This window comes from Spirosoma arcticum (assembly GCF_054779955.1).
Genome location: NZ_BAAGXG010000018.1, coordinates 17524 through 39590 on the forward strand (window position 1 = coordinate 17524; position 22067 = coordinate 39590).

Sequence of the window (22067 nt, forward strand, 5' to 3'; positions counted from 1 at the left end):
GCATGGGAGCACTAATTTTTCGCTACGAGTGGCTTCATTTTCGGCGAAACCGGTGGCAGGTTGGGTTGCTGACGGTTCTGTTTGGATTCGGCCTGTACGCCATCTACTACGGAAACCGGCAGATCGACCAGCAACGGACGGCCCTGGCCCTGGCGGAAAAGCAGGTGCAAACGGAGTGGACGGGTTATCGGGCTGCGATCAGTCGGGTGGCTATCGGGGGAGACACGACCGCATCCGAAGCGAAACAGGCCTACGAGGTAGCCACCGACCCGGCTTTCGCCTGGTGGCAGCACCCGTATCTGGCCCGGCTCGACCCCTCGGCGCTGGCTTCGCTGGCGGTGGGGCAGCGCGATCTGAATCCGGGCATCTACCGGCTGACGGGCATGAATCTGTACTACCGGCTTTTTCAGACCGATCTGGCTAACCCGCAAAAGCTGCTGGTGGGTAACTTCGATCTGTCGTTCGTGCTGATTTATCTGCTGCCGCTGTTCGTCATCGCCCTGAGTTTTTCGCTGCTGTCGGGCGAGCAAGAAGCCGGGGTACTGCCCCTCTTGCAGGTTCAGGCCCCGTCGGTGCGCCGGGTCTTGGTCTACAAGATGCTGTTTGCGTTCGGTTTGGTCACGGGTCTGGCCCTCTTGCTGTCCGTACTTGGGTTTATCGCGTCGGGCGTAAGTTATAGTCGGGACGCCGGTGGGCTGCTGTACTGGCTGCTGACGGTGGTGGCTTATTGTGCATTTTGGTACGGGCTGGTTTGGCTGATCGTATCGTTCAACCAGTCGTCGGCCGCGAACGCGCTGGTGGCCGTGGGCGGCTGGCTGCTGTTTCTGCTGGTTATTCCCTCGCTGCTGAGTGCGTACCTCAGCGTGACCCGGCCCGTGGACAGTTCCGGGCTGGCGGTTTTGGCCCGTCGCGAGGGCATTGCCAACGAAAACGACCCCCGGCAGGTGCGGGCGGTCATCCGGCGGTACCTGCAAAACCAGCCCCGGTTGGTAGCACCCGGCGACACCCTGTACGAACCCAACGTAGCCGCCAAGGGTTACGCGGCTTTCAGTCAACTCAACGACGCCGAGCACCGCCCCCTGGTGGAAGCCTACTGGCAGGGCATGGCCGACCGCGACGCGGCAGCGAATCGTTTCGGGTTGATTAATCCGGCAGTGAACGCGCAGGAACTCCTGAACCGCTGCGCCCGCACGGACCTGGCAACGAACCTGGCATTTCTGCGGCAGTTGTCCACTTTCCACGGGCAGATTACCCAGTTTTATTTCACCCGACTGTTCAAAAACCAGCCGATTACCCTGGCGGATTATGCGGATCGCCCGACGAATCAGCCGCCCGGTCCCGCGTCCGACGATCACATTGAATGGGGACTCTTCCAACTGCTGGTATCGGCGGGGCTGCTGTTCGGATTAGGCTGGATCAATCTGGCCAAGCAACTACAGTAGGATGGTTTTTTTAATGCAACAATGTTGCAAAAAAGAAATTATTTTTCTTAATTTGACCAATCACTCCATAAGCCATGCTGAAAGCCGTTCACCTGACCAAGCAGTACAAATCGACCGGCGCGGAGACGCAGACCGCCCTCGACAAACTCAACCTGACTGTCGAACCCAGCGAAATCTTTTGCCTGCTGGGGCAGAACGGAGCCGGTAAAACCACCACGATTAACCTGTTTCTGGGGTTTCTCCAACCCACTTCGGGGCAGGCCATCATCAACGAAATGGACGTGGCGCAGCACCCGCTGGAAACCAAGAAATTTCTGGCCTACCTGCCCGAAACGGTCATGCTCTACCCCCACCTGACGGGCCTGGAGAACCTGCGGTTTTTCTCGTCGCTGGCCGGGTTTCGCTACGACGACGATGAACTGGTGCAGTGCCTGAATTTAGCCGGTCTGCAAACCGACGCGGTTAAAAAGCGGGTGGGTAATTACTCCAAAGGGATGCGCCAGAAAGTGGGCATTGCCATTGCCCTGGCCAAACGGGCCAAAGCCCTGCTCCTCGACGAGCCAACGAGCGGGCTGGACCCCAAAGCGGCTAATGAGTTTTCGGACATTCTGCGCACCCTGAGTGCGGGCGGGGCCGCGATCCTGATGGCCACCCACGACATTTTCCGGGCCAAAGAAATCGGGCACCGAGTGGGCATCATGCGGGCCGGGAAACTCATCGAAACCATCCCCACGGGCGACATTACGGCCAATGAGTTAGAGGCTATTTACCTGCAAACTGTCTGAGTTATGCTTTCACTCATTGCCCACAATGAACGCCGGTCGGTGGTGCGCGACCGCCGGTTCCGGCTCCTGACCGCGCTGGTCTGGGGGCTTCTGCTCACGGCCTGCTTCGTTGGGTTCAGCCGGTACCAGTCACTGAAGGCTCAGCGCGAAGCGGCCACCCGCGATGTCCGGCAGCAATGGCTCGGCCAGGGTCCACGCAATCCCCACTCGGCGGCTCACTACGGCACCTATGCGTTCCGGCCCCAGTCGGACCTGAGTTTTGTGGAATTTGGGGTCGATAGTTTTGTCGGGACCACGGTCTATCTGGAAGGACACCGCCAGAACGAGGCCCGTTACAGCACGGCGCAATCGGCGGGAACGCTGATCCGGTTCGGCGAACTGACGGCCGCGCTGGTGCTGCAACTGCTGCTGCCGCTGCTCATTATCTTTTTGTGTTTCAACAGTTTCACCAAAGAGCTGGAGAGCAACACGCTGGGATTACTGCTGAGCCAGGGCGCGTCGATGCGGCAACTGGCCCTGGGTAAAGCGTGGGGCTACGGGCAGGTAATCGCCCTGATCGCGCTCCCGGCGGTACTGCTTACGGGGGGGCTGCTGGGGCTGGGTTCCGATGCGCAGCTCACCACCGACACCCTGCTCCGGGCGGCTTGTCTGCTGCTGTTTTTCGGGTTGTACTACGCCGGGTTCTTACTGGTCTCAGTCTGGGTGTCGGCCCGCAGCCGCTCGTCGGCTACCGCGCTGACGGTCTTGCTGGGGTTCTGGCTCGTGACCTTTATCCTGATTCCAAAAGCCACGGCCAACCTCGGTGCCACGCTCTACGAAGCCCCCACCCGCTTTGCGTTCACGAAGGCCCTGCACGACGACGAAAAGCAGGGGATCGACGGCCACAATCCTGAAGATGAGCGGGTGAAGGCCCTGGAAACGAAGGTACTGGCGCAGTACGGGGTCGATAGCCTGTCGCAACTGCCCATCAGCTTCGAGGGACTATCCCTACAGGAAGGCGAGAAATATACCAGCATGGTATATAACCGGCACTTCGGCGCGTTGCAGACCGTATTTCAACGGCAGAACCGGGTCACGGATTTTGCCGGTTTGGTTAGCCCTTACCTGGCCGTGCGCAACCTGTCGATGGGCCTGGCGGGCAGCGACTACCGGCAGGCAGTGGCCTTTCAGCAACAGGCCGAAGCCTACCGGTTCCGCATGGTCGAATACCTCAACAACTACCTCCGCTACCACGCCAAACCCGGCGACCGGAAATACAAAGTGGCCGCTGATTTCTGGCAGCAAATCCCCGATTTTCACTACCAGTCGGCTACCGTCGGCAGCGTGCTGGGTCACTACGCCCCGGCTATCGCTGCGCTGCTGCTGTGGGCCGTTCTCGGTTTGGGACTGCTCTACCGACTGCCGGAACCGGGCCAGACCAACCCCGCCCCAACACCTGCCGTCTGATCCCGTCATGAACGAACTTTCCATACTTATCCGTACCGAATGGCTGCTGCTAACGCGGGGCCAGACCCTGCGCTGGCTGCTGGGGCTACTGGCCGGGGCAGGTCTGTACGCTATTTTCTATGGCCAGACCGAAGTGCGTCGGCAGCGCGAAACGATGGCCAGCATCAGCCGCGACGAACAGGCTCGCGCTGGCACCCTTCGGTCCGCCCTGACCCTCGACACGACCCTGGCCGGAAACGCCAAAAAATGGGAACTGGCCCGCGATCCCTACCGGGCCGACATGGAGGGCTACCGCTTCGCCATCCACCCGCCCGGCCCGATCACGGCTTTTTCGCTGGGGCAGCGGGACCTGTTTCCGACCTATCAGGGCGTGACCGCCGGGTCGCTGCTGCGGCAACTCGACCCCACCGAACTGGCCAATCCGCAAAAGCTGCTGATCGGTAATTTCGACCTCGCCTTTGTGCTGATCTATTTGCTGCCCCTCTTCATCATCGCGTTATCCTATAACCTGTTGTCGGCCGAGACTGAAGCGGGAACGCTGCCCCTGTTGCGGTCTCAACCCGTGGGACTGGGCCGGGTGCTGGCGGCTAAACTCCTCCTCCGGCTGGGGCTGGTCTTGGGGGCGGTAGTCCTGCTGATTGGGCTGGCTACACTACTGACCGGGGCGACCGATGCCGAGCTGCTGGCGCAATGGCTCGCCGTGAGTGTGGCCTACACCCTGTTCTGGTTTGGGGTGGTAGGGCTGGTCATCACTTTTCAGGGATCGTCGGCGGTCAATGCGATGGTCCTGCTGGGAGCCTGGCTGGTGCTCGTGCTAGTGACGCCCGCCTTAGTCCAACAGGTGCTGGCCCTCACCCAGCCCGCGCCCGACTACCAGGGGCTGCAAAGCCAGATTCGGGAGGTGTTTACCAAACGCCCGCCCAAAGCCGAAAACGTTCAGAAGTATTACCAGCATCACCCCGAACTGGCGGGCAGCGACACGATGAATGCCGACCGGTACCTGATGATGAGTTTCTACGCCCGCAACGAAGTCCTCGACCGGCAGTTTACGCCCCGGATGGTACAACTCGATGAACAGGGCCGTCGGTATGCCACTCTGGTGGAGTCGTTGACGGGCCTGATGCCCGCCGTCAACGCGCAGGAACTGTTTAACCGGCTGGCGGGTACCGACGAGGCCAGCCGACAGGATTATCTGACTCAGGTGAGTGCGTTCCACGAGCGGTGGAAAGCCTTTATCATCCCCCGCAAATTTCGGGGCCAACCCATGACCGAAGCTGATTACGCCCAACTGCCCCGGTTCACCTTCGTGCCAATTGCCCCGCCCGGCATTGGTGCGGGTATCGGGTGGCTGCTGCTGGGGGCGGGGCTACTGGGCGGGTTGGGCATATTCCGTTTCAACCGCCAGCCCCTGCCCTGATGAAACCGATGTATTTGGGTCTCCTGTTGATCGTGAGCGGACTCCTGCCCGTGCAGGCTGCCGTCAGGACGGTAGTCAGTTACCGGTCCCCCGCCACAGGGCTGAGGCTGAAGGCGACGGTGTTGCTGCCCAATTCGTACCAAACTCAGCCCACCAAACGCTACCCGGTGTTTTACCTGCTGCACGGACACACGGGCAATTTCACGTCCTGGCTCGATTATGCCCGGTTTTCGCCCCCATACGCCGATGACTACCAAACCATCGTGGTGCTGGCCGATGGCGGAAATAGCTTTTACGTCAACTGGGACGGGCAGACCGATGGCAAGCCCCACCGCTGGGAAGATGCCGTCGCCCAGGACTTGGTGCCGTTCATCGACTCGTCGTACCGAACATTACCTACAGCCCGGCACCGGGGCATCGGCGGCTTGTCGATGGGTGGCTACGGTGCCCTGCTGCTGGGCCTGAAACACCCCGATCTGTTCAGTGTGGTGCTATCGAGTAGCGGTTGTGTGCGGGTACCGGAGGTGATTATGGGTGAGTTCAAACGCGATACCGTAGACTGGAATTCTCCCCAACGCTGGAGTCCCGATGGCGACCGACGGGCCGACTCGCCCGGCTTTTCAACCCAGACCGAGCGCACGCCCAAAGGGTTAATCTTTAGTACGCCAGCCCGCGCTCAGGCGCATAGTCTGTTTCAGCTACTGACGACGCTCAAACCCGATACAGCCCCCTACATTCATCTGGACTGCGGCATCGGCGATGATTTTTACGCTGATAACCGGCTGCTCGTGGAAGCCCTGCGTAAAGGTAGTTTTCGCTACTCGTACGTAGAAATCGACGGTAAACACGAGGTGCCGTATTGGGAAAATGCCTTAGCCGTGTCGATGCCGTTGCTGCTTACCCGCCTTACTTTAAAATCACCCACCAGCACTACGCCCCGATGAACGACTATTATACAACGCGTTTCCGGCGTCCGGTGCGCCTGTTGATCGTCTTTGCCGCGCTGTCATTCAGGCTGTACGGGCAGGATGCCACTATTTTCCAGCCCGTACAGCCGCACAAACAGGTGCAGGCCGTACGGGCAACGGAGCCGCTGTCCATCGATGGGCGGCTCGATGAGGCCGACTGGCAATTGGCTCCCATGACGACCGGCTTTTTCCAGGCTCAGCCCGAACAGGGCAAACCACCCGCCAACGACACCCGTATCCGGGTGCTGTTCGACCGGAAAAACATTTACATCGGCGCGTTCTGTCCCGATTCGCTCGGGCGAAAGGCACTGCGCGTACCGGACCTCCGGCGCGACTTCGATTACTTTGCCCATGACCTGGTGGGTGTCAGCTTCGACCCCTTCCGCGACCAGCGCAACGCCCAGGCGTTTCAAGCCAATCCTTTCGGGGCGCAACGCGATCTGCTTTGCGCGGACGATGCCCTGTTCGACCGCGACTGGGATGGCTACTGGAAAGTCCGCACGACCCGCACCGACTCCGGGTGGGTAGCGGAGATGCAACTGCCCTGGGCCACGCTTCGCTACCCCCGACCCGACAGCACGGTCCAGAACTGGGGCGTTAACTTCGTGCGCGTCAGTCGGCGTATCAACGAACAAACCTATTGGTCGCCCGTGCCCAGAGCATTCACCGTTTACCGGATGACCTACGCGGGGCTGCTGACGGGCCTGACCCCGCCCCCACCAACGGCCAACATCCGGGTGCAGCCGTACGTGCTGTACGAGTTTAACCGCGCCCTGCGCAATGGCGACGTGCTGACCCAAAATCCCCGCGCTACGTTAGGCGGAGAAGCGAAGTGGGCCATCACCCCCCAGACCGTCCTCGACCTGACCGCCAATACCGACTTCGCCCAGGCCGATGCCGACCGGCAGGTGCAGAACCTGACTCGCTTTTCGGTGTTTTTCCCCGAACGACGCCAGTTTTTTCTGGAAAACGCCAGCCTGTTCGGTGTTGGGCAGGAAGGAGCCATTCAGCCGTTTTTCAGCCGTCGGATTGGGTTGTCGGATGCCGGTACGCCCATTCCACTCGATGCGGGGTTGCGGCTGGTCAGCCGGACGCTGAAGCAGAACGTCGGTGCGTTGCTGGTGCGGCAGCGGGCTACGGGGTTTACCCCGGCCGCGAGTTTCGCCGTGGGCCGTTTTAGCCGGAACTACGGTCCGCAAAACCGAATCGGTGGTCTGCTTACGGCCCGTTTTAACGATGCACCTGGACCCTCCGGTCCGGGACCCTCCAGTCCGGTCCTGAATGGGCCAAGTACGAACCTGACAGCGTCTGTGGATGGATTCGTTCGGCTCAGTCAGGCACTTTCGTGGAGCTACATGCTCAGCGGCTCAACGGGGCGCAAAGGGGCTGAAAACGGAGTGTCGGCGGTTAGCCAATTTACTTTTTCCGACAATCAGTGGGTAGGACTCTACAATCAAACCCTGATTAGCGAACGATACACGCCGGGGGCTGGATTCATCTACGCCCCCAACCTGATCAATACCTACTTCGAGGGCTACCGGATGCTTCGACCGCGCTGGAAGCCCAAAGGCGTTCGGCAGGCCGACCCTGGTGCGACGTTTAACCTGTTCCACCGTACCAGTGACCGGGCCTTTCAGCAAGCCGAACTACGGATTTTTCCGCTTTATGTGATCGGCGTAACGGGTTGGGTGGCCTCGGCTTATGTAGTGCCCACCTGGCAGCGGCTCGACGAAGGCTTTACCCCGCTGGGCATCGACGTAGCCGCCGGACGCTACTACTATACCCGCTACCAGATCAACTTCACTTCCGATCAATCGAAGAAGTTTTCGTACAGATTGTTCAACGAATGGGGCGGGTACTACAACGGCCGGTTGCGGTCTCATACCGCGTCGGTGCGCTATTCGCCCGTGCCGCAGGCGTCATTCGCGCTCGACTACACCCGCAACATCGCCGTCGGGCTGGGAACGGACCGGCAAGACAGGGTGACCGAACTCATCACGCCCAACGTCCGGCTGGCAGTAAACCCGCGCCTGCAACTGATTGGCTTTTATCAGAAGAACACGGTCGCCGAGCGCGATGTGTGGAACGTGCGGCTGGCGTGGGAATTTCAGCCACTGTCGTTTCTGTACATCGTTTACAACAGTAACGCTCAGCAGCAACTCCAAAACAACGGCCTGCGCCCCGACCTCAACCGGGCCGAGCAGGTCATTGGCAAACTGACGTATCTGAAGCAGTTTTAAGCAGGAAGAGCCAGACAAATAGACTTGTCTGGCTCTTCCCGGTCTTAGCTACGGGTACTGGACTATCGGGCCAATCAATTCTTACTGACTATCCGTTTGATACCAGTAAGAAAGAGGGGGTAGCTTGTCCCACTATACGCCCTCGGCAATGAGTTCGCGATTCATCAAAGCACCAGCTACGTTGCCCGCTGCGATGGCCCCCGCCACCGAGCGAATTAACGAACGGTTATCGCCAGCCGCGTAAACGCCGGCTACGCTGGTGTGGTAAAACTCATCGGTTTGAATCAGTCCGGCTTCCGTCAGGTTACAATGCAGCGCTTTGGGAAGGGGACTATGTTGCTCAAACGGTAACCGGGCGTATAAGGCTCGTAAGTGATGTTGGGTTCCGTCGGCGAAGACCAGGTGCTCAATGACCCCTTCCTTGTGAACAATTTGCCTGATGTCCTTCGTCACTACCGCGATAGACTGAGATTGTAACTGCTGCTGTTGCTCGGCACTAAAGGTAGGCGTCCCGTTCGTAAAAATGGTTAATTCCTTCGTCCAGTTCCGGATCAGTGTCCCCATCTCCAAGGCCATGGGACCGTTGACGAGGATACCCGTAGGCTGATCCCGGTACTCGTAGCCGTGACAATAAGGACAGTGAATTACGGAAATACCCCAACAGGCCGCGAATCCCTCAATGGCGGGTAAATTATCTTTTAACCCGGTCGCGAAGAGAATTTTTTTAGCCCCTATTGTTTTGCCCGAAGCCGTTTGCACCTCGAACGCATTGCTGGCTCCCGTAACCGCAGTCACAGTATCGGTTTGGAACGAGACGGTCGGGTAAGCGAGGACTTGCTTTTTGGCAAGGGCCGTGATGTGCGCCGGGGTAGCACCATCCTGGGTTATCAGATTGTGGGAATGTGGGGTTTGCCAGTTGCAGGGCCGACCGCTATCGATAATTAACACAGTTCGGATTGCCCGGCCCAGTGCCATTGCTGCGGATAATCCAGCGTAGCTTCCCCCGACAATAACGACATCAACTGCTACGGTTTTCATCTTGGCCAATAAAGTAAGTTGGAATGGATTCAAACAGACCGACGCGGTCAACACACCGGTACCTTTTATAAAATCGAGACGCTTCATAGTAAAACTTGTTAAACCTGCGAGGGCTCAATCAGCGAGTAGGTACGCAGTCCAATACCCTGACTAAAGGAAAGCCAGGCCAACTCTTTGATTGAATGCTTAGCTACTGTCCCGGTGGTCTCGGCCTGAATAGTCGCCTGCACTACGCCGAGGAAAAGTGCCAGAATCCACGGAACGGTTAACTCCGGGTTGAGCATCCCCTGCCGTTGAAGCGTCATCACCACGCCTTGTAAGAGCTGAATGGGTTCTACCTCCCCGGCTGATACCGGGGAGGGGGCCTGAACCAAGTTAAACTTGTGCAAAAAGGCGTATTTCTTCCCGCAGTCGATGCTGGCGTAGAGCAGGTGCTTGAGTTGTTGCTGGGCATCCGGCGAACTGGCGTATGCCGCACTGGTGGCCTGTTGGCAACTCCGCCACATTTCTTGCAGACACGATTTGTAAAGGTCCTGCCGGTTATCAAAATACCGATGAAGAGTCCGGCGGGTAACCCCTGCCTGTAGCGCTATCTTATCCATCGAAGCGGATAAGTCGTCGTTAAGCACGGCAATAGCGGCCTCTATTATTCTCTGCTGCGTATCCTGCATCGGTTGATCGGCTAAAAAATGGGCTCAGGCCGCCAGTAATGCGTCAAGCTTTTGAGCCAGTAGATGCTTGGGCACCGCACCTACCTGCTGATCGATAATCTGACCGTTCCTGAGCATAAGCAGCGTGGGAATGCTACGGATGCCAAACCTCATGGACAGCCCGGGGTTAGCGTCCACGTCGACTTTGCCCACTACCACCTTTCCCTCGTATTCAGCCGCCAGTTGTTCTACAACGGGGCTAACCAATCGGCACGGGCCGCACCATTCTGCCCAAAAGTCAACCAGCACGGGCTGATCAGTGTTAATAGTCTCCGTGAAATTAGTGTCCGTGAGTTCAATCGCTTTGTGTTCCATTTCAGTTTAAGTTGTGTTTAACTGTAAAGTGGCCAGGTTATCATGTCTCACTTTTGAGACATGATAACCTGGCCACTGCAAAAAAAGTTTGGCTATGGTCGTAGCGGGTAAAAAACTTCTCTAAAGAACCAGTATCATTGACCAGTTGGCGGTTAAGAAAGCTGAGGTCGTCGATGGTTTATTTATGAACCAGGCCACCGTCCCGAAAAGAATCTCGTTTCAACTCATTAAAGCTGCCCGATTGCAGACTGATCTTGTTTTCGAGCAAATAACTCTGTACGTACGTGAGCCTTTGAGCGATATAGTGAGTGGGCGGTGAAATCACGCCATGGGTCGAAATGAACCAGTTTTAACAGGAGGAGCCAGACAAGTCTATTTGTCTGCCTCTTCCTGGTTTTGGCCACAGATACTGGGCGTAGCTGGTGGTGAATCAGTAGTTTTCTCCCGTTCGCTTAGTGGATTTGAACATATACCCTGCTGAGAAGGCAAGTACATTGTTCGACCAGTTATATCCAGGGTTGTTAAATACGTTCGTAAGCCCCTTCAAGTAGTTAGCACTGACGAACAAGCCGCTTTTATGCTGGTAGCCAGCCAATGCACTGACACCTAAATCAAACCGCTTGAAGTCGTAGGCACTCCCATCCAGTTTATAGGGATGTGGTACGTCCCCTGGCATCGTGGATATAGATTTACCACTTACGTTAAAGCCAAAATTTGGCCCTACTCCCGCGTAGAACCCTTTCGCCATTTTGTAAACAGCGTAAACAGGCAAATCGACTGAATTGAGCGTTACGGTGTGCCCATGAGTTGGGTCATGAAACTTTAAGCCCTTACCGTTATACAGTAGCTGGGGCTGAATACTAAAGTGGTTGCTGATACCAACGTCAACGATTGCACCACCGTGAAACAAGGCAAGCCCTTCTTTGCCATCGGTAGCGGGTGAGAAATCTGACGAGACGCTCGGCACGTTTACGCCTGCCTTTAATCCAAACGTAACCGTCTGGGCAAGAGCCATGTTGCCAACAACAGTCATTAAGAAAGCGAACAGGTATGTCTTCTTCATGTATTTAAATTTTCGGGTTGTTACCTTGTTGCAACATCGATGCAAATATAAATAGGATTTCAGTAGATGCAACTAAGTTGCAAATAGTAGGAGGGCGATTATCTTTGTGCTTAAACTTGCTCTATCAGCCCGTTCCTCCATGAATTCAAAATTTTTACCCGCACTGCTCCTGCTTGTCATGGGTATAGGCTCCATGACAAGCAGCCATGCCCAACCAACCCTAACTACTCCGGGCAGCATCCGGGGTAGCATCCAATCGCCGACGGGTGTTCGGCTGGGTGGTATCAACGTTACCCTACAGGGGACCATGCTGGGGACGATTACCGATGGGCGGGGCGAATTCATCCTGCGTCAGGTTCCGGCTGGTACCTACACCCTCGTGGCGACCGGGGTAGGCTACTCGGCTTCGGGGCAGAACATAGCCGTTTCCCCCGGCAAGGTCACGGCTCTGACGTTGCAGCTCAACGAAACCACGCGCAGTTTGCAGGAGGTCGTCGTGACCGGTGGACGGGAAAAACCCTACGTCGAGCCAATTGTCGAATCAGGCACCCGGACCGCTACTCCGTTGCGGGACATTCCCCAGGCGATTCAGGTGGTTCCCCGTCAGGTGTTGCAGGAACAGCAGATGTACCGGCTCAGCGATGTGTACAAAAACGTGGCGGGTGTCACCGACCAGAGCGATTTCAACTACGTCAACATTCGGGGCTTCACCACCAGCGCGGCCAATTTTATGGTCAATGGCCAGCGTAACGGGTATGCCAGCCTGGATCAGTCGCCCCAGTTGCCCTACGCTGAACGGGTAGAGATTCTGAAAGGGCCATCGTCGGTGCTATATGGGAACGGAGCCATTGGAGGCACCATCAACATCGTGACCAAAAAGCCCCGGCGCGACGTTCATACGGATGCCAATCTGACGGTTGGCAGTTTCGGGCTGACCCGGTTGCAGGCCGACGTGACCGGCTCGCTCAATAAGGCGCAAACCCTGCTCGGTCTGATCAACGTGGGACTGGAAAACGGCGGGAGCTTTTACGACGATCTTAAGACCAGAAGCATCGTGTTGACGCCGGTTTTTACCTGGCACATCAGCCCCCAAACCGAACTGACTTCAACTACCATTTTACGGTCGGCCAACGAAACCGGCCCATCCACGGGCGTACCCATCGTTGGTCCGTCAAACAATCTGTTTGCTGTGCCCGCCACATTTCGGTACGCGGGCAGCGACGGGGCCTATAAATCCCGGAGCATTCAGGAACAACTGAGCCTGACCCACCGGTTTACCGCTAACCTGTCGGCTACGGTCTGGTACAACTTCTCCCGGCGCAGCCTCGATGCCCGCATCTACCAGCCCGGTGGTTACTCGCCCCGTGTGGATAGCATCTCGCGGTTCTTGCAGGTGTACCGGGGCCGGGAGCGGGGTTCGACCCTGAATGCGTACGTTAATTACCGGGCAAAAACTGGCCAGCTGACCCATGAGCTGGTCGTCGGGTTTGATGCAAACCGCTACGCGTCCAATTACCCGGCTGGCTTTAGTTATTATTCGGACTATATCAGTCTGAACAAGCCCAATTACGCGCCCTTCCAGACGGCGGGCAAAACACCCGATTATTACCAGTCGGACGAGGAAAATTACGGCCCCACCCGCACTGCGGGCGGCTACGTGCAGGATCAGTTGACGATCTCGCCTAAACTAAAAGCGTTGCTGGCCCTGCGCTACGACGACTACCGATACCTCTACTACGGCCGCTTCGGCGGCTCCCCATCCCGCGACACATCCAGTGCCACCGCCTGGGTACCTAAAGTTGGACTCGTTTATCAACCCACGCAGCATGTATCGGTCTACGGCAGTTATTCGGAAGGATTTCAACCCCAAGGCTCCAACGGGCGACTGGCCGGGGGACCGTTTCCACCGGTCCGGGCGCAGCAGATGGAAGTCGGGTTTAAGGGGAATTTTATGGGGCAGCGGCTGGTGCCCACCATCGCCCTGTATCAGATTCGGCAGCAGAACGTGCTGAAACCCGACCCGGCTGACCCCGCCGGCATCCGCCAGATCACGACCGGGCAGGTCACCAGCCGGGGGCTGGAACTCACCCTGACCGGTGCCCTGACACCCAACTGGAATGTGCTGGCTAACTACGCCAAAAACAAAACCTACACCAGCCGCAGCACCAACCCTGAGGAAGTCGGGCAGGAGTTTGGCGACACGCCCCATGATGCGGTCAGCTTATGGACGACCTACCAGCTCACGCGGGTGCTGAAAGGTCTGAAAGTTGGATTCGGCTACCGGCACTACAGCGATAAGCAGGTGTACGGAACTCCCTTTCCGGGCTATAGTGTGCTCGACGCCCTGCTGACTTACCGGGTCAAAAACATCGGCCTGGCCCTGAACGTCAACAACCTCGCCGATAAACGCTACGCCATCGGCACCTACGGCACTACTTACTCGTTTCCCGGTGCGCCCCGCAATGTGCAGGTTAGCCTGAGTTATAACGCCTGGTGAATTCCCGTTTCCGTTTATCCCAAACGACCATGATCGAGCTAATTGCCCGCAAGGAAATCCGGGACCTGCTGCGCGACCGACGCTACCGGCTCGTTGGCCTGGTTCTGCTGCTGCTGGTCGGCATTGGGTTCGTGACGGCGGGGCAAACGGTCGCCCGTACCAACGCCGAGCGTATAGCTGCCCAGCAACTGAGCCGGGAGGGCTGGCTGAATCAGCCGCCCAAAAACCCGCACAGTGCCGCCCATTTCGGCAACTTTGCCTTCCGGTTGAAAACACCCCTGAGCCTGTTCGACAACGGCTTAGACAGTTACACGGGCACGTCCGTTTTTCTAGAACCCCACAAACAGGATGATTTCAAGTTTAGTCAAGCCGAAGATGCGACGTCGATCATTCGGTTTGGGGAACTTACCCCCGCGTTTGTGTTGCAATTTATCCTGCCGTTGCTGATTGTCTTTCTGTGTTTTGACTCAGTCAGCCGCGAGAAAGAGATGACGACGCTGCCCCTGCTGCTGAGTCAGGGCGTGTCGCTGCAACAAGTGGTCATCGGCAAGATAGCGGGCTACTGGCTGCTGATTTCGGGACTGCTCGCGCCGGTGTTTGGTGCCCTGCTGCTTGGGCTGGTGTGGCAAACGCTCCCTGCACCCGGTGATATTGCCCTTCGATTCAGCCTGCTGCTGCTCAGCTACGTGCTTTACGCCGGTATTCTCGTGACGGTGAGTGTCGTCTGTTCGGCGTTCAGCCTGACCAGTCGGGCCTCGCTGATGAAACTGCTGGGACTGTGGATGCTGGCCTGCGTGGTGGTGCCTAAGGTGACCAGCAACCTGGGCAGTACGCTGGTTGAAACCCCGTCGCAGTACGCTTACGCCAAACTCGTAAAACACGACGAAGAAAACGGACTCGATGGCCACGACCCGCACGATGCCCGCCGGGCCGTACTGCTGAAACAACTCTTGAGCCAATACGGCGTGGATTCAGCCGCTGCGCTGCCGATCAACTTTGATGCCGTGGCGATGGTCGAAAGCGAGAAGTACACCACCCAAATTTACCGCAAGCGCATCGGCGACGTGCGCTATGTATTTGCTCAGCAAAACCGCCTGGGCCAACTGGCGGGCTTCGTCAATCCGTTTCAGGCGGTGCAGGGCGTCAGTATGGCCCTGTGCGGAACCGACTACGCGCAGTTTACCCATTTCCAGGATGAAACCGAACAGTACCGGCTGTATTTCGTCAACGCGATGAACGAGTTTATGGCCACCCACACCAAAAGTGGCGACTGGAAAACCAGATTCGGCCCGGAAGCTTACCGTGCCATTCGCCCGTTCACCTACGCGGAACCCCCGGTGGGCTGGGCGATTCGCCAACAAGGGGTAGCCTGTCTCGCCCTGACGGGTTGGCTGCTGATCTGTTTCGGCCTGATTTACCTGACCCGAACCATTCCCTTCCGATGAGCTTACCGGTAGCCACCACCCTGATCCGCTTCGATTGGTACCAGCTAACCCGCAGCCGGGCGTTCTGGCAACTGACGGCTCTGCTGGTTATCATCAGTGCCTACGCGGCCTTTTATGGGCGGACCGAAGTGGCGCAGCAGCAACAAAAGATCAATCTTCTTCAGCACGACATCGACAGCAGTATGCAGGTGGTTCGGGCACAATTCGCCACTAAGGATACGGTAGCGGCCTGGCAGTACGACGACTTTCTGTATGCCCTCCACGCCAACCGGCCCGACGGGCTGGCGGCATTGGCGTTCGGGCAGCGGGACCTGCACAAATACGCCGTCAGCATCACCACCGGCACGTATTTCTACAACAAATACGCCACGGGTTACCAGAACAAGACCCTGTCGGGGGAGATCACCAACCCCCAGAAACAGCTTGCCGGTCATCTGGACCTGAGTTTCGTGCTGGTTTTTCTGTTTCCTCTCTACTTCATTCTCCTCAGTTATAACCTGCTCAGCAGCGAGAAAGAAGGCGGCACGCTGGCTATGCTGGCGGTGCAGGCAGTCCGACCGGTCGACTTTGTTTTGATCAAATTAGCGTTTCGGTGGTTCATTACCGGCCTGATCGGTACGGTTATTATCGGGATGGCAGCCGGTATTACCCAGGCACCCATCGATCATCGGCTGGGTTATATGCTGGTTACGATGTGGCTGTACGTGGGCTGCTGGGCGGGCATCACCGGCGTCGTGACCGCGTTGCACCGCTCGTCGGGGTTCAATGCGCTGATGCTGGTCAGTGTATGGTTGCTGTTCTGCGTGGCAATTCCGGCGACGCTCACGGCGGTGTTGACCGTGGCGTATCCCATCGATGCCAAAACCGAACTGACCGCAGCGGTACAGAAAGCCAATGCCCGCGTGTTTGCAACGCCCAAACCGGCCTTAGCTACTCAGTTCTACCGGGCTTTTCCGGCCTATAACAATGTTCCCCGCGACACGTTCCCCGAGGGTTGGTATAATCCGCGCTGGGTTCGGGCTATGCACCTATTGCTGGATAAAGAAGTAAAGCCGTTCGAGGATGCTTACCATCGGCAACTCGCCAACCGGATCCGCATCGCCGACCGCTACGATTATTGTTCACCGGCGGTGCTGGCTCAAAGTATCTGTAACCGGGCGTCGGCCAGTGATATGCAGCAGATGCTGGCTTACGATACGAGCATGTATGAGCACTTCGCCCGGTGGCGGGACTACCTCGATAACCGGATCTATCTGCACCGGAACAGCCTGACCAAAGTTGATTTTGAGCACCTGCCCCACTATACGTTCCGGCCGGTAATCGATTACATCCCTATTAATAACCGCCTGGTTACGCTGGTGCTACTCATGGTGTTATTGACCGGACTTTGCTGGCGGCTCCTGAAACGCAACGACCTGTCATTGCTGGATTAACGTCGGATGGCAGTTAAAAAAAGTAGGGGTGCCAGCCAAACGCCAGCACCCCTACTTCAAAGAGGAAGATTCTTCTGCAAGAATCGTTTATGGCTTCTTTGCTTTGTCCTGGGTGATCATCCGCTCATGGTCGGCTTCCATTTTCTGGTGCTCGGTAGCCATCCGTCCGTCTTCGGCCATCATTTCCTCATCCTGTCTAGCCATCATCGCGTGGTCTTTCACCATCTGCTCGTCCGACAGGTCGCCTTTCTCGTGTTTGGCTTCCAGATCAGCGTGCTGCTTCATCACTTCTTCGTGTTTAACGATGATAGCCTGATGGGCAGCAATCATCATTTCGTGTTCGGCTTCCATCGTTTTGTGAGCGGGCGAATCATTCTTTATCGAATCGTGGGAAGCCTTCATCCGTTCATGCATAGCTTCCATATCGTCGTGGGTGGTCTCTAACTTCTGGTGGTTAGCCTCGATAATGGCGTGATCAGCAACGAGTTTCTGATGAGCGGCTGAATTTTTGTTTCCCGAACTACAGGCCAGTAAGGCAATGACGAGCAACAGGGACAGACCGACAGGGGTGATTGCTGATTTCATAGTCAACGTTGTTTATTTCGTATTTTGAAACGATGGTCAGGCACCGATACGATACCCAACGTCCAATCCTGCATTCTTAGACGATTACAGTAGCGTGACAGCCCGGTCAAAATTAGGTAAAAATTATTAATGTGCAACTATGTTGCAAAAACAGCTTTATCTTTGCTAAAACCTGTTTCAATCAGCACTCGTTATGATCGACATTGAGCAGCTACTCCGTACCAGGGGCATTCGGCCCACGCTTATTCGGACCGGTGTTTTATCTCTATTGACTGAATCGAAGCGGGCTTATACGCACGCCGATCTGGAACGGGCCTTCAATCATGCACTGGACCGGGTGAGCCTGTACCGTTGTTTGCTGACGCTGACGGAGGCAGGTTTGGTGCAGAAACACATTGACACTAAAGGGATCTGTTCGTATTTCAATGTACCGGCGGATACGATCCCGGTTGACACGGCACCCGCTTCCATAGCGGACGACTACCCACATTTCAAGTGCACGCAGTGCGAAACGGTCGTTTCTCTACCTAAATTACCCGAAACCTATTTAGCCCTGGTTCGGCCGTTTCGGCTCGATACCTTACGGTTAACAGGTGAAGGCACCTGTAATGACTGTCGGCATCGCACTCAGGACGCTATCCATAAGAACCCCCTGGTTCATAACTGATCGACCACTCAAGAACATTAAAAAAAATGACAACATCAGTCGTTATCCTATCTGGTTTTACAGAGTCAGGGGTGTCGCTTTTCTCAATGAAGCCATCACCCGATTGATCTGACACCACGCAGAAAATCAGGTGATCTCGTCGGTACACTAAACTGAGTCAAAAAGCCACGTCCAGCTTCTGCTGGCGCGGATTTCAATAGACTTATTATTTCGGTACAATCGGTTGGAATCGGATGGCCGAAGCCAGGGAATAAAAAGCCGGTTTCACTCCCCATTCACATCTTGGCCAGCCCCTGCCTTTATTCGGACGTTTAAATGAACGGTTTTGACAGCTTATGACGACTCGTTCAATTAATATTGAAAACTGCCCTTTTTGTGAACGATCACAAATGAACTGGTTTATACAAATCAATCAATATAAGTTACATTGTATATCCACTTTCATTTAACGACGTACAGGTTTACTAATTGAATGAATTATGGATTGTCCTGCTGCCAGAGTCGACGTTCGATTGGAAAAGGCTCTTGGTGGAGAACCCGGATTTAGCTAAAAGCCGAATGAGCAGGATGAAGCAGATAGTTGTAGGACATCGGCACCACCACCGAGGGCACTGCCGCTACTAGTGTTGTGGGTTCATTCAGCCAATCCCGTAAAATCCACTGGGTCCGTTCGTAGCTTTCTTCATTCCAGTAAGCAGGCAGGTCGTCTGGCGACCAAATGGTTAAGGAGTCATCAGGCACCTCCAGGGTAAACAGAAATAGTTTAGGCAACTTTTCGTACTTGACCCGGGGTTGGTGCACTAACGATTCGACTAAGGCCAGAGCAGGTGAGGAGGTAGTATAAAGTAGGGGGTACCCCTTTGGGTTCCACCGGCCACCAAATAACCGTGCTCCTTCGGTAGCCAATGGCTCATGGATGTAGTTGGCTTTGACGGTTCGATAAACGGTTAACATCAAGGTCGCAGGAGAACTATCCGACAATACCGTGTTCGATGCGCCCCAGCACATCATCTACTAGGCCAAACCCGGTTGTTGTGTCTAAGAGAGACAAGGGGGATTGGGTATTGAGTTCACGAATGGGTGAACGAAGCCATTCGGCCAGCGTCTGAGCAACCTCATCGAAGACATTCAGTCCATGCTGCAACAGATTGGTTAGTAACAGCAGCCGCTCGGAAGCATCTCGGGCCAGTTTATCGTCGGCTTTGAGTCGGTGTAGGTTGCGTACCGACATGTTCAGAATGCGGGCCAGTTCAATATCGGTCAATCCGGCTAACTGGGCTACCTGATCCGCTTCTGAACGAAGCATGCCTTGCCGGGATTTATCAATAACGGTGTAGGGGGTGTAAACCGCCGTCTGTGGAGGAAGTGTTGCGTATGCCATACCAAGCAGTGCCTTTTTTCATCACTACAACTGCAATATGCCAAGAGCCGTTCATTTTTGCAACATATAGCTACTTTCTCAGGATGAACTAATCCCTTTCCCCGAATGCAGCCGGAGGTTTTCTCGAACGGTTTTCAGCGGTAGCTGATACTAACATAACCTATTCATTGATAGCTAAATAACGAGTTCATAAAATACCAACAGCTACCCATTTATTGGTCGGAAATGGCCGTGACCCGTCCTGAAATTGCTCGATTGTGCAGGCACCATTGAATAGGAGCGGAGCTTATACGGATATAAACAGTTAAGTTATATAAAGAAAACGCGACTTAATCTATACCAGAAGCCTGACGAGGGGCTATTGAGCTATTTTCGCTTGAAGAAAATTGAGTAGTACATTACATCAACAAAGCGAACAATGGGCAGTACAAGTCCACCGTGCGGTTCCCCGCCGGGACGCGAACTTATGGAGGTGATTTAATATCAGCCTGATACAATTAGTAGATTACGCTTTAAGGCAGATTTTCTTAAGGTCATCCGGATTAGATGCACTGTCTTATCATCGTTCAAAAACTTAATAATTTTGTGCTATTATTGTACAACAGAAGTACTATTTCTGTTACTACATGCCTGATTCTACCTCGTTTGCTACTGACGCCCTTCTCTGGGATGCCTTTCGGGGGGGTGACGTTCGGGCTTTTGAGCAGTTGTATCGCCTTCATGCTGGGCCGCTTTTGGTGTTCGGCAACCGGTTAAGCACCGATACCGAGCAGGTAGCCGACGCAGTACAAGATGTCTTTCTGGAAATCTGGAAACGACGGGCTACGCTGACAACCCCGAATGCCATTCGTTTTTACCTGTTTCGCATATTGCGTAATCGGCTGGTCGGTCACCTGACCCGAACCTCCGACCCATTGCGTCAGGCCAGCGACCTGACCGACCTTGACGACCGGCTGAGTTCGCCCTCTCTGGAAACATTACTGACCGAGCTGGATACTCAGCAGCAACAGCAGGTTCGGTTACGCCGGGCTGTTGAATCGCTGCCGCCCCGCCAACAGGAAGCCCTTACGCTGGCCTATTATCACCAGTTTAGTAATGAGGAAGTAGCGCAGATTATGGGGATCAACCCGCAATCGGTCACGAATCACATCAGCCGGGCTATTTTAGCCTTACGTCAGCTACTCAACGGAGCGATCTGGATGATTGCCTGGGTACTGATCAACCTGTATCGATAAGGAGATTGCAGCTTCCTGTTTCGTGGCCGGATTTATCCAAAGCAAAAAATAATAACTTTTTTTAGAATTTACTGAGTTAAAACCGGTTGTTCTTCCCTCTTGTCAGTGAGACAATAGCGAGGATGAATTACGACGACTATACGGTAGAAGACTTAGCCGCTGATTCTTTTTTCCGGCAGTGGGTGCTCCAACCCGACCAGGAATCTGATCAGTTCTGGGTGAGCGTGCTACAAAAGCAACCCCAGCATGCAGCAACCGTGGTGCGGGCCATCCATCTGGTGCGTCAGCTCAATCAGGCAACCACTCCTGAGCAGTCGGCGGCTGATCCAGATCAGTTAGCCGCCATCTGGCAGGCACTGCGGAAAAAAGTCGACCAGGAGGCCTATGAGCCAGCACCGGTGGGCCGGGTGGTACGGTTCAATCCATTCTGGGGCCGATGGGCCGCTGCCGCCTGCATCGTGCTGGCCCTGGGCACCGGCTGGTGGTTCATGAACCACCAGGAACCAGGTCGGCTAACCGCAACCGCTCCGGCATTGGTAGCCACCGGGGGTGAATCACTTCGGGAGCAGACCAACAATACGAATAAGGCTATCCTGATCAAGCTGAACGATGGCAGTACAGTACAATTACAACCCAATAGCCGACTCAGCTATCCGGAGCGGTTCGCTTCCGACCGGCGTGAGGTCAGCCTGAGTGGCGATGCCTTCTTTGAGGTGACCAAGAATCCGGCCCGCCCTTTTCTGGTGTATGCGGGCGAGACGGTTACCAAAGTTGTGGGGACCAGTTTTCGGGTGCGGGCTTTTGAGCAGGACAAGATGGTCAGCGTGGTGGTGCGAACGGGGCGGGTATCCGTCTTTTCACGCCGGGACTTTGACCGCCAGCGTCAGCAGGCTACTGCACAGGTGGCCGGTGTTCTGCTGACGCCAAACCAGCGGGCTACCTTCACCCGGGGGAATGAGCAGTTGGCCAAAGACCTGATCGAGGAGCCAGTGCCACTCCCTTCTACACCTATGCATCAGGAACTGGTCTTCGACGACCGGCCGGTTTCGGAGGTGTTGACAACCCTGGAAAGTCAGTATGGGCTGGACATTATTTTCGATGCCGCAACGCTGAGCCGGTGCCCGATCACCACAACGCTATCCAGCAACGAAGGACTTCACCAGCGTCTTGACCGAATCTGCCGGGCCATCGGGGCTACCTACGAGACGGTGGATGGTCAGCTTATTATCACCAGTACCGGTTGCACCCCTTAACCTCCGCTGCCTATGCTCTAATCCGACGGTTGTATTACGCATGAAAAAGCCGGCAATGGTCTCAACATTACCGGCCTGATACTTATCCCGGCTCATCGCTAAACAACCTCATCACTGAGGTGCAGGGAATTTTTGCCCTTTCTAAAC

19 protein-coding genes are annotated in these 22067 nt (G+C 55.8%); 12 read left to right on the plus strand and 7 right to left on the minus strand.

The annotated features are described in order from the left end of the window. Positions 1–2: 2 nt before the first annotated feature. The 6 genes from ACYVHB_RS27365 (at position 3) to ACYVHB_RS27390 (ending at position 8298) form a co-directional block, all read left to right on the plus strand. Positions 3–1442 (plus strand): DUF3526 domain-containing protein, encoded by a 1440-nt coding sequence (locus ACYVHB_RS27365; RefSeq protein WP_461055075.1) that lies wholly within the window; start codon positions 3–5, stop codon positions 1440–1442. Between the two features lie 74 nt (positions 1443–1516). Beyond that, positions 1517–2227: an ABC transporter ATP-binding protein gene (locus ACYVHB_RS27370; RefSeq protein ID WP_461055076.1), complete on the plus strand. Its 711-nt coding sequence runs from the start codon at positions 1517–1519 to the stop codon at positions 2225–2227. 3 nt (positions 2228–2230) lie between these two features. Continuing rightward, the gene (locus ACYVHB_RS27375; RefSeq protein WP_461055077.1) at positions 2231–3673 is read left to right on the plus strand and encodes a DUF3526 domain-containing protein; all 1443 of its coding nucleotides are present in this window, start codon (positions 2231–2233) and stop codon (positions 3671–3673) included. Between the two features lie 7 nt (positions 3674–3680). Beyond that, positions 3681–5090 (plus strand): DUF3526 domain-containing protein, encoded by a 1410-nt coding sequence (locus ACYVHB_RS27380; RefSeq protein ID WP_461055078.1) that lies wholly within the window; start codon positions 3681–3683, stop codon positions 5088–5090. Next, entirely contained in the window at positions 5090–6034 is a 945-nt protein-coding gene (locus tag ACYVHB_RS27385; protein ID WP_461055079.1) for an alpha/beta hydrolase, read from the plus strand. The genes ACYVHB_RS27380 and ACYVHB_RS27385 overlap by 1 nt, the downstream gene beginning before the upstream one ends. Then, a complete protein-coding gene (locus ACYVHB_RS27390) occupies positions 5950–8298 on the plus strand; it encodes a carbohydrate binding family 9 domain-containing protein (RefSeq protein ID WP_461055080.1) in 2349 nt (782 codons plus the stop codon). Before ACYVHB_RS27385 ends, ACYVHB_RS27390 begins: the two co-directional genes overlap by 85 nt. A 132-nt stretch (positions 8299–8430) precedes the next feature. On the opposite strand, the gene ACYVHB_RS27395 is transcribed toward ACYVHB_RS27390, so the two are convergent. The 4 genes from ACYVHB_RS27395 to ACYVHB_RS27410 form a co-directional block, all read right to left on the minus strand. Continuing rightward, entirely contained in the window at positions 8431–9336 is a 906-nt protein-coding gene (locus tag ACYVHB_RS27395; protein WP_461055081.1) for an NAD(P)/FAD-dependent oxidoreductase, read from the minus strand. Between the two features lie 98 nt (positions 9337–9434). Beyond that, complete coding sequence (locus ACYVHB_RS27400; protein WP_461055082.1) at positions 9435–10007, minus strand: TetR/AcrR family transcriptional regulator; 573 nt, start codon at positions 10005–10007, stop codon at positions 9435–9437. Between the two features lie 24 nt (positions 10008–10031). After that, complete coding sequence (trxA, locus tag ACYVHB_RS27405) at positions 10032–10361, minus strand: thioredoxin (protein WP_461055083.1); 330 nt, start codon at positions 10359–10361, stop codon at positions 10032–10034. A gap of 430 nt (positions 10362–10791) precedes the next feature. Then, positions 10792–11424, minus strand: a complete 633-nt coding sequence (locus ACYVHB_RS27410; RefSeq protein ID WP_461055084.1) for a porin family protein — start codon at positions 11422–11424, stop codon at positions 10792–10794. A 139-nt stretch (positions 11425–11563) separates the two neighbouring features. Between ACYVHB_RS27410 and ACYVHB_RS27415 the strand changes: the two genes are divergently transcribed. From ACYVHB_RS27415 to ACYVHB_RS27425, 3 genes are read left to right on the plus strand one after another with little or no spacing between them, the layout of a single operon-like run. Then, positions 11564–13921 (plus strand): TonB-dependent siderophore receptor, encoded by a 2358-nt coding sequence (locus ACYVHB_RS27415; protein WP_461055085.1) that lies wholly within the window; start codon positions 11564–11566, stop codon positions 13919–13921. Positions 13922–13950: 29 nt separating this feature from the next. Next, positions 13951–15366, plus strand: a complete 1416-nt coding sequence (locus tag ACYVHB_RS27420; protein WP_461055086.1) for an ABC transporter permease — start codon at positions 13951–13953, stop codon at positions 15364–15366. Then, positions 15363–16799, plus strand: a complete 1437-nt coding sequence (locus ACYVHB_RS27425) for a DUF3526 domain-containing protein (protein ID WP_461055087.1) — start codon at positions 15363–15365, stop codon at positions 16797–16799. The genes ACYVHB_RS27420 and ACYVHB_RS27425 overlap by 4 nt, the downstream gene beginning before the upstream one ends. Before the next feature lie 87 nt (positions 16800–16886). Here the strand turns inward: ACYVHB_RS27425 and ACYVHB_RS27430 are convergent, their stop codons facing one another. Further along, the gene (locus ACYVHB_RS27430) at positions 16887–17384 is read right to left on the minus strand and encodes a hypothetical protein (protein WP_461055088.1); all 498 of its coding nucleotides are present in this window, start codon (positions 17382–17384) and stop codon (positions 16887–16889) included. A 193-nt stretch (positions 17385–17577) separates the two neighbouring features. On the opposite strand from ACYVHB_RS27430, the gene ACYVHB_RS27435 reads away from it, so the two are divergent. Then, positions 17578–18051 (plus strand): Fur family transcriptional regulator, encoded by a 474-nt coding sequence (locus tag ACYVHB_RS27435; RefSeq protein WP_461055089.1) that lies wholly within the window; start codon positions 17578–17580, stop codon positions 18049–18051. 543 nt (positions 18052–18594) lie between these two features. Here ACYVHB_RS27435 and ACYVHB_RS27440 read toward each other — a convergent pair. Together ACYVHB_RS27440 and parS are read right to left on the minus strand one after the other, a co-directional pair. Continuing rightward, entirely contained in the window at positions 18595–19005 is a 411-nt protein-coding gene (locus ACYVHB_RS27440; protein WP_461055090.1) for an RES family NAD+ phosphorylase, read from the minus strand. 16 nt (positions 19006–19021) lie between these two features. Next, on the minus strand, positions 19022–19432 hold the full coding sequence (gene parS, locus ACYVHB_RS27445; RefSeq protein ID WP_461055091.1) for a type II RES/Xre toxin-antitoxin system antitoxin: 411 nt from the start codon (positions 19430–19432) through the stop codon (positions 19022–19024). A gap of 626 nt (positions 19433–20058) precedes the next feature. Between parS and ACYVHB_RS27450 the strand changes: the two genes are divergently transcribed. Next, positions 20059–20667, plus strand: a complete 609-nt coding sequence (locus ACYVHB_RS27450) for an RNA polymerase sigma factor (protein ID WP_461055092.1) — start codon at positions 20059–20061, stop codon at positions 20665–20667. Positions 20668–20789: 122 nt separating this feature from the next. Beyond that, positions 20790–21920, plus strand: a complete 1131-nt coding sequence (locus ACYVHB_RS27455; protein WP_461055093.1) for a FecR family protein — start codon at positions 20790–20792, stop codon at positions 21918–21920. Positions 21921–22067 lie beyond the last annotated feature (147 nt).

What these genes read in the sequence shown, in the direction of transcription:
- ACYVHB_RS27435 (WP_461055089.1), top strand. Translation starts at nt 17,578, where the DNA reads ATGATCGACATTGAGCAGCTACTCCGTACCAGGGGCATTCGGCCCACG.
- ACYVHB_RS27410 (WP_461055084.1), bottom strand. Translation starts at nt 11,424, where the DNA reads ATGAAGAAGACATACCTGTTCGCTTTCTTAATGACTGTTGTTGGCAAC.
- ACYVHB_RS27370 (WP_461055076.1), top strand. Translation starts at nt 1,517, where the DNA reads ATGCTGAAAGCCGTTCACCTGACCAAGCAGTACAAATCGACCGGCGCG.
- ACYVHB_RS27415 (WP_461055085.1), top strand. Translation starts at nt 11,564, where the DNA reads ATGAATTCAAAATTTTTACCCGCACTGCTCCTGCTTGTCATGGGTATA.
- ACYVHB_RS27375 (WP_461055077.1), top strand. Translation starts at nt 2,231, where the DNA reads ATGCTTTCACTCATTGCCCACAATGAACGCCGGTCGGTGGTGCGCGAC.
- ACYVHB_RS27395 (WP_461055081.1), bottom strand. Translation starts at nt 9,336, where the DNA reads ATGAAAACCGTAGCAGTTGATGTCGTTATTGTCGGGGGAAGCTACGCT.
- ACYVHB_RS27420 (WP_461055086.1), top strand. Translation starts at nt 13,951, where the DNA reads ATGATCGAGCTAATTGCCCGCAAGGAAATCCGGGACCTGCTGCGCGAC.
- ACYVHB_RS27455 (WP_461055093.1), top strand. Translation starts at nt 20,790, where the DNA reads ATGAATTACGACGACTATACGGTAGAAGACTTAGCCGCTGATTCTTTT.
- ACYVHB_RS27425 (WP_461055087.1), top strand. Translation starts at nt 15,363, where the DNA reads ATGAGCTTACCGGTAGCCACCACCCTGATCCGCTTCGATTGGTACCAG.
- ACYVHB_RS27450 (WP_461055092.1), top strand. Translation starts at nt 20,059, where the DNA reads ATGCCTGATTCTACCTCGTTTGCTACTGACGCCCTTCTCTGGGATGCC.
- ACYVHB_RS27380 (WP_461055078.1), top strand. Translation starts at nt 3,681, where the DNA reads ATGAACGAACTTTCCATACTTATCCGTACCGAATGGCTGCTGCTAACG.
- parS (WP_461055091.1), bottom strand. Translation starts at nt 19,432, where the DNA reads ATGGCATACGCAACACTTCCTCCACAGACGGCGGTTTACACCCCCTAC.
- ACYVHB_RS27430 (WP_461055088.1), bottom strand. Translation starts at nt 17,384, where the DNA reads ATGAAATCAGCAATCACCCCTGTCGGTCTGTCCCTGTTGCTCGTCATT.
- ACYVHB_RS27400 (WP_461055082.1), bottom strand. Translation starts at nt 10,007, where the DNA reads ATGCAGGATACGCAGCAGAGAATAATAGAGGCCGCTATTGCCGTGCTT.
- ACYVHB_RS27440 (WP_461055090.1), bottom strand. Translation starts at nt 19,005, where the DNA reads ATGTTAACCGTTTATCGAACCGTCAAAGCCAACTACATCCATGAGCCA.
- trxA (WP_461055083.1), bottom strand. Translation starts at nt 10,361, where the DNA reads ATGGAACACAAAGCGATTGAACTCACGGACACTAATTTCACGGAGACT.
- ACYVHB_RS27365 (WP_461055075.1), top strand. Translation starts at nt 3, where the DNA reads ATGGGAGCACTAATTTTTCGCTACGAGTGGCTTCATTTTCGGCGAAAC.
- ACYVHB_RS27385 (WP_461055079.1), top strand. Translation starts at nt 5,090, where the DNA reads ATGAAACCGATGTATTTGGGTCTCCTGTTGATCGTGAGCGGACTCCTG.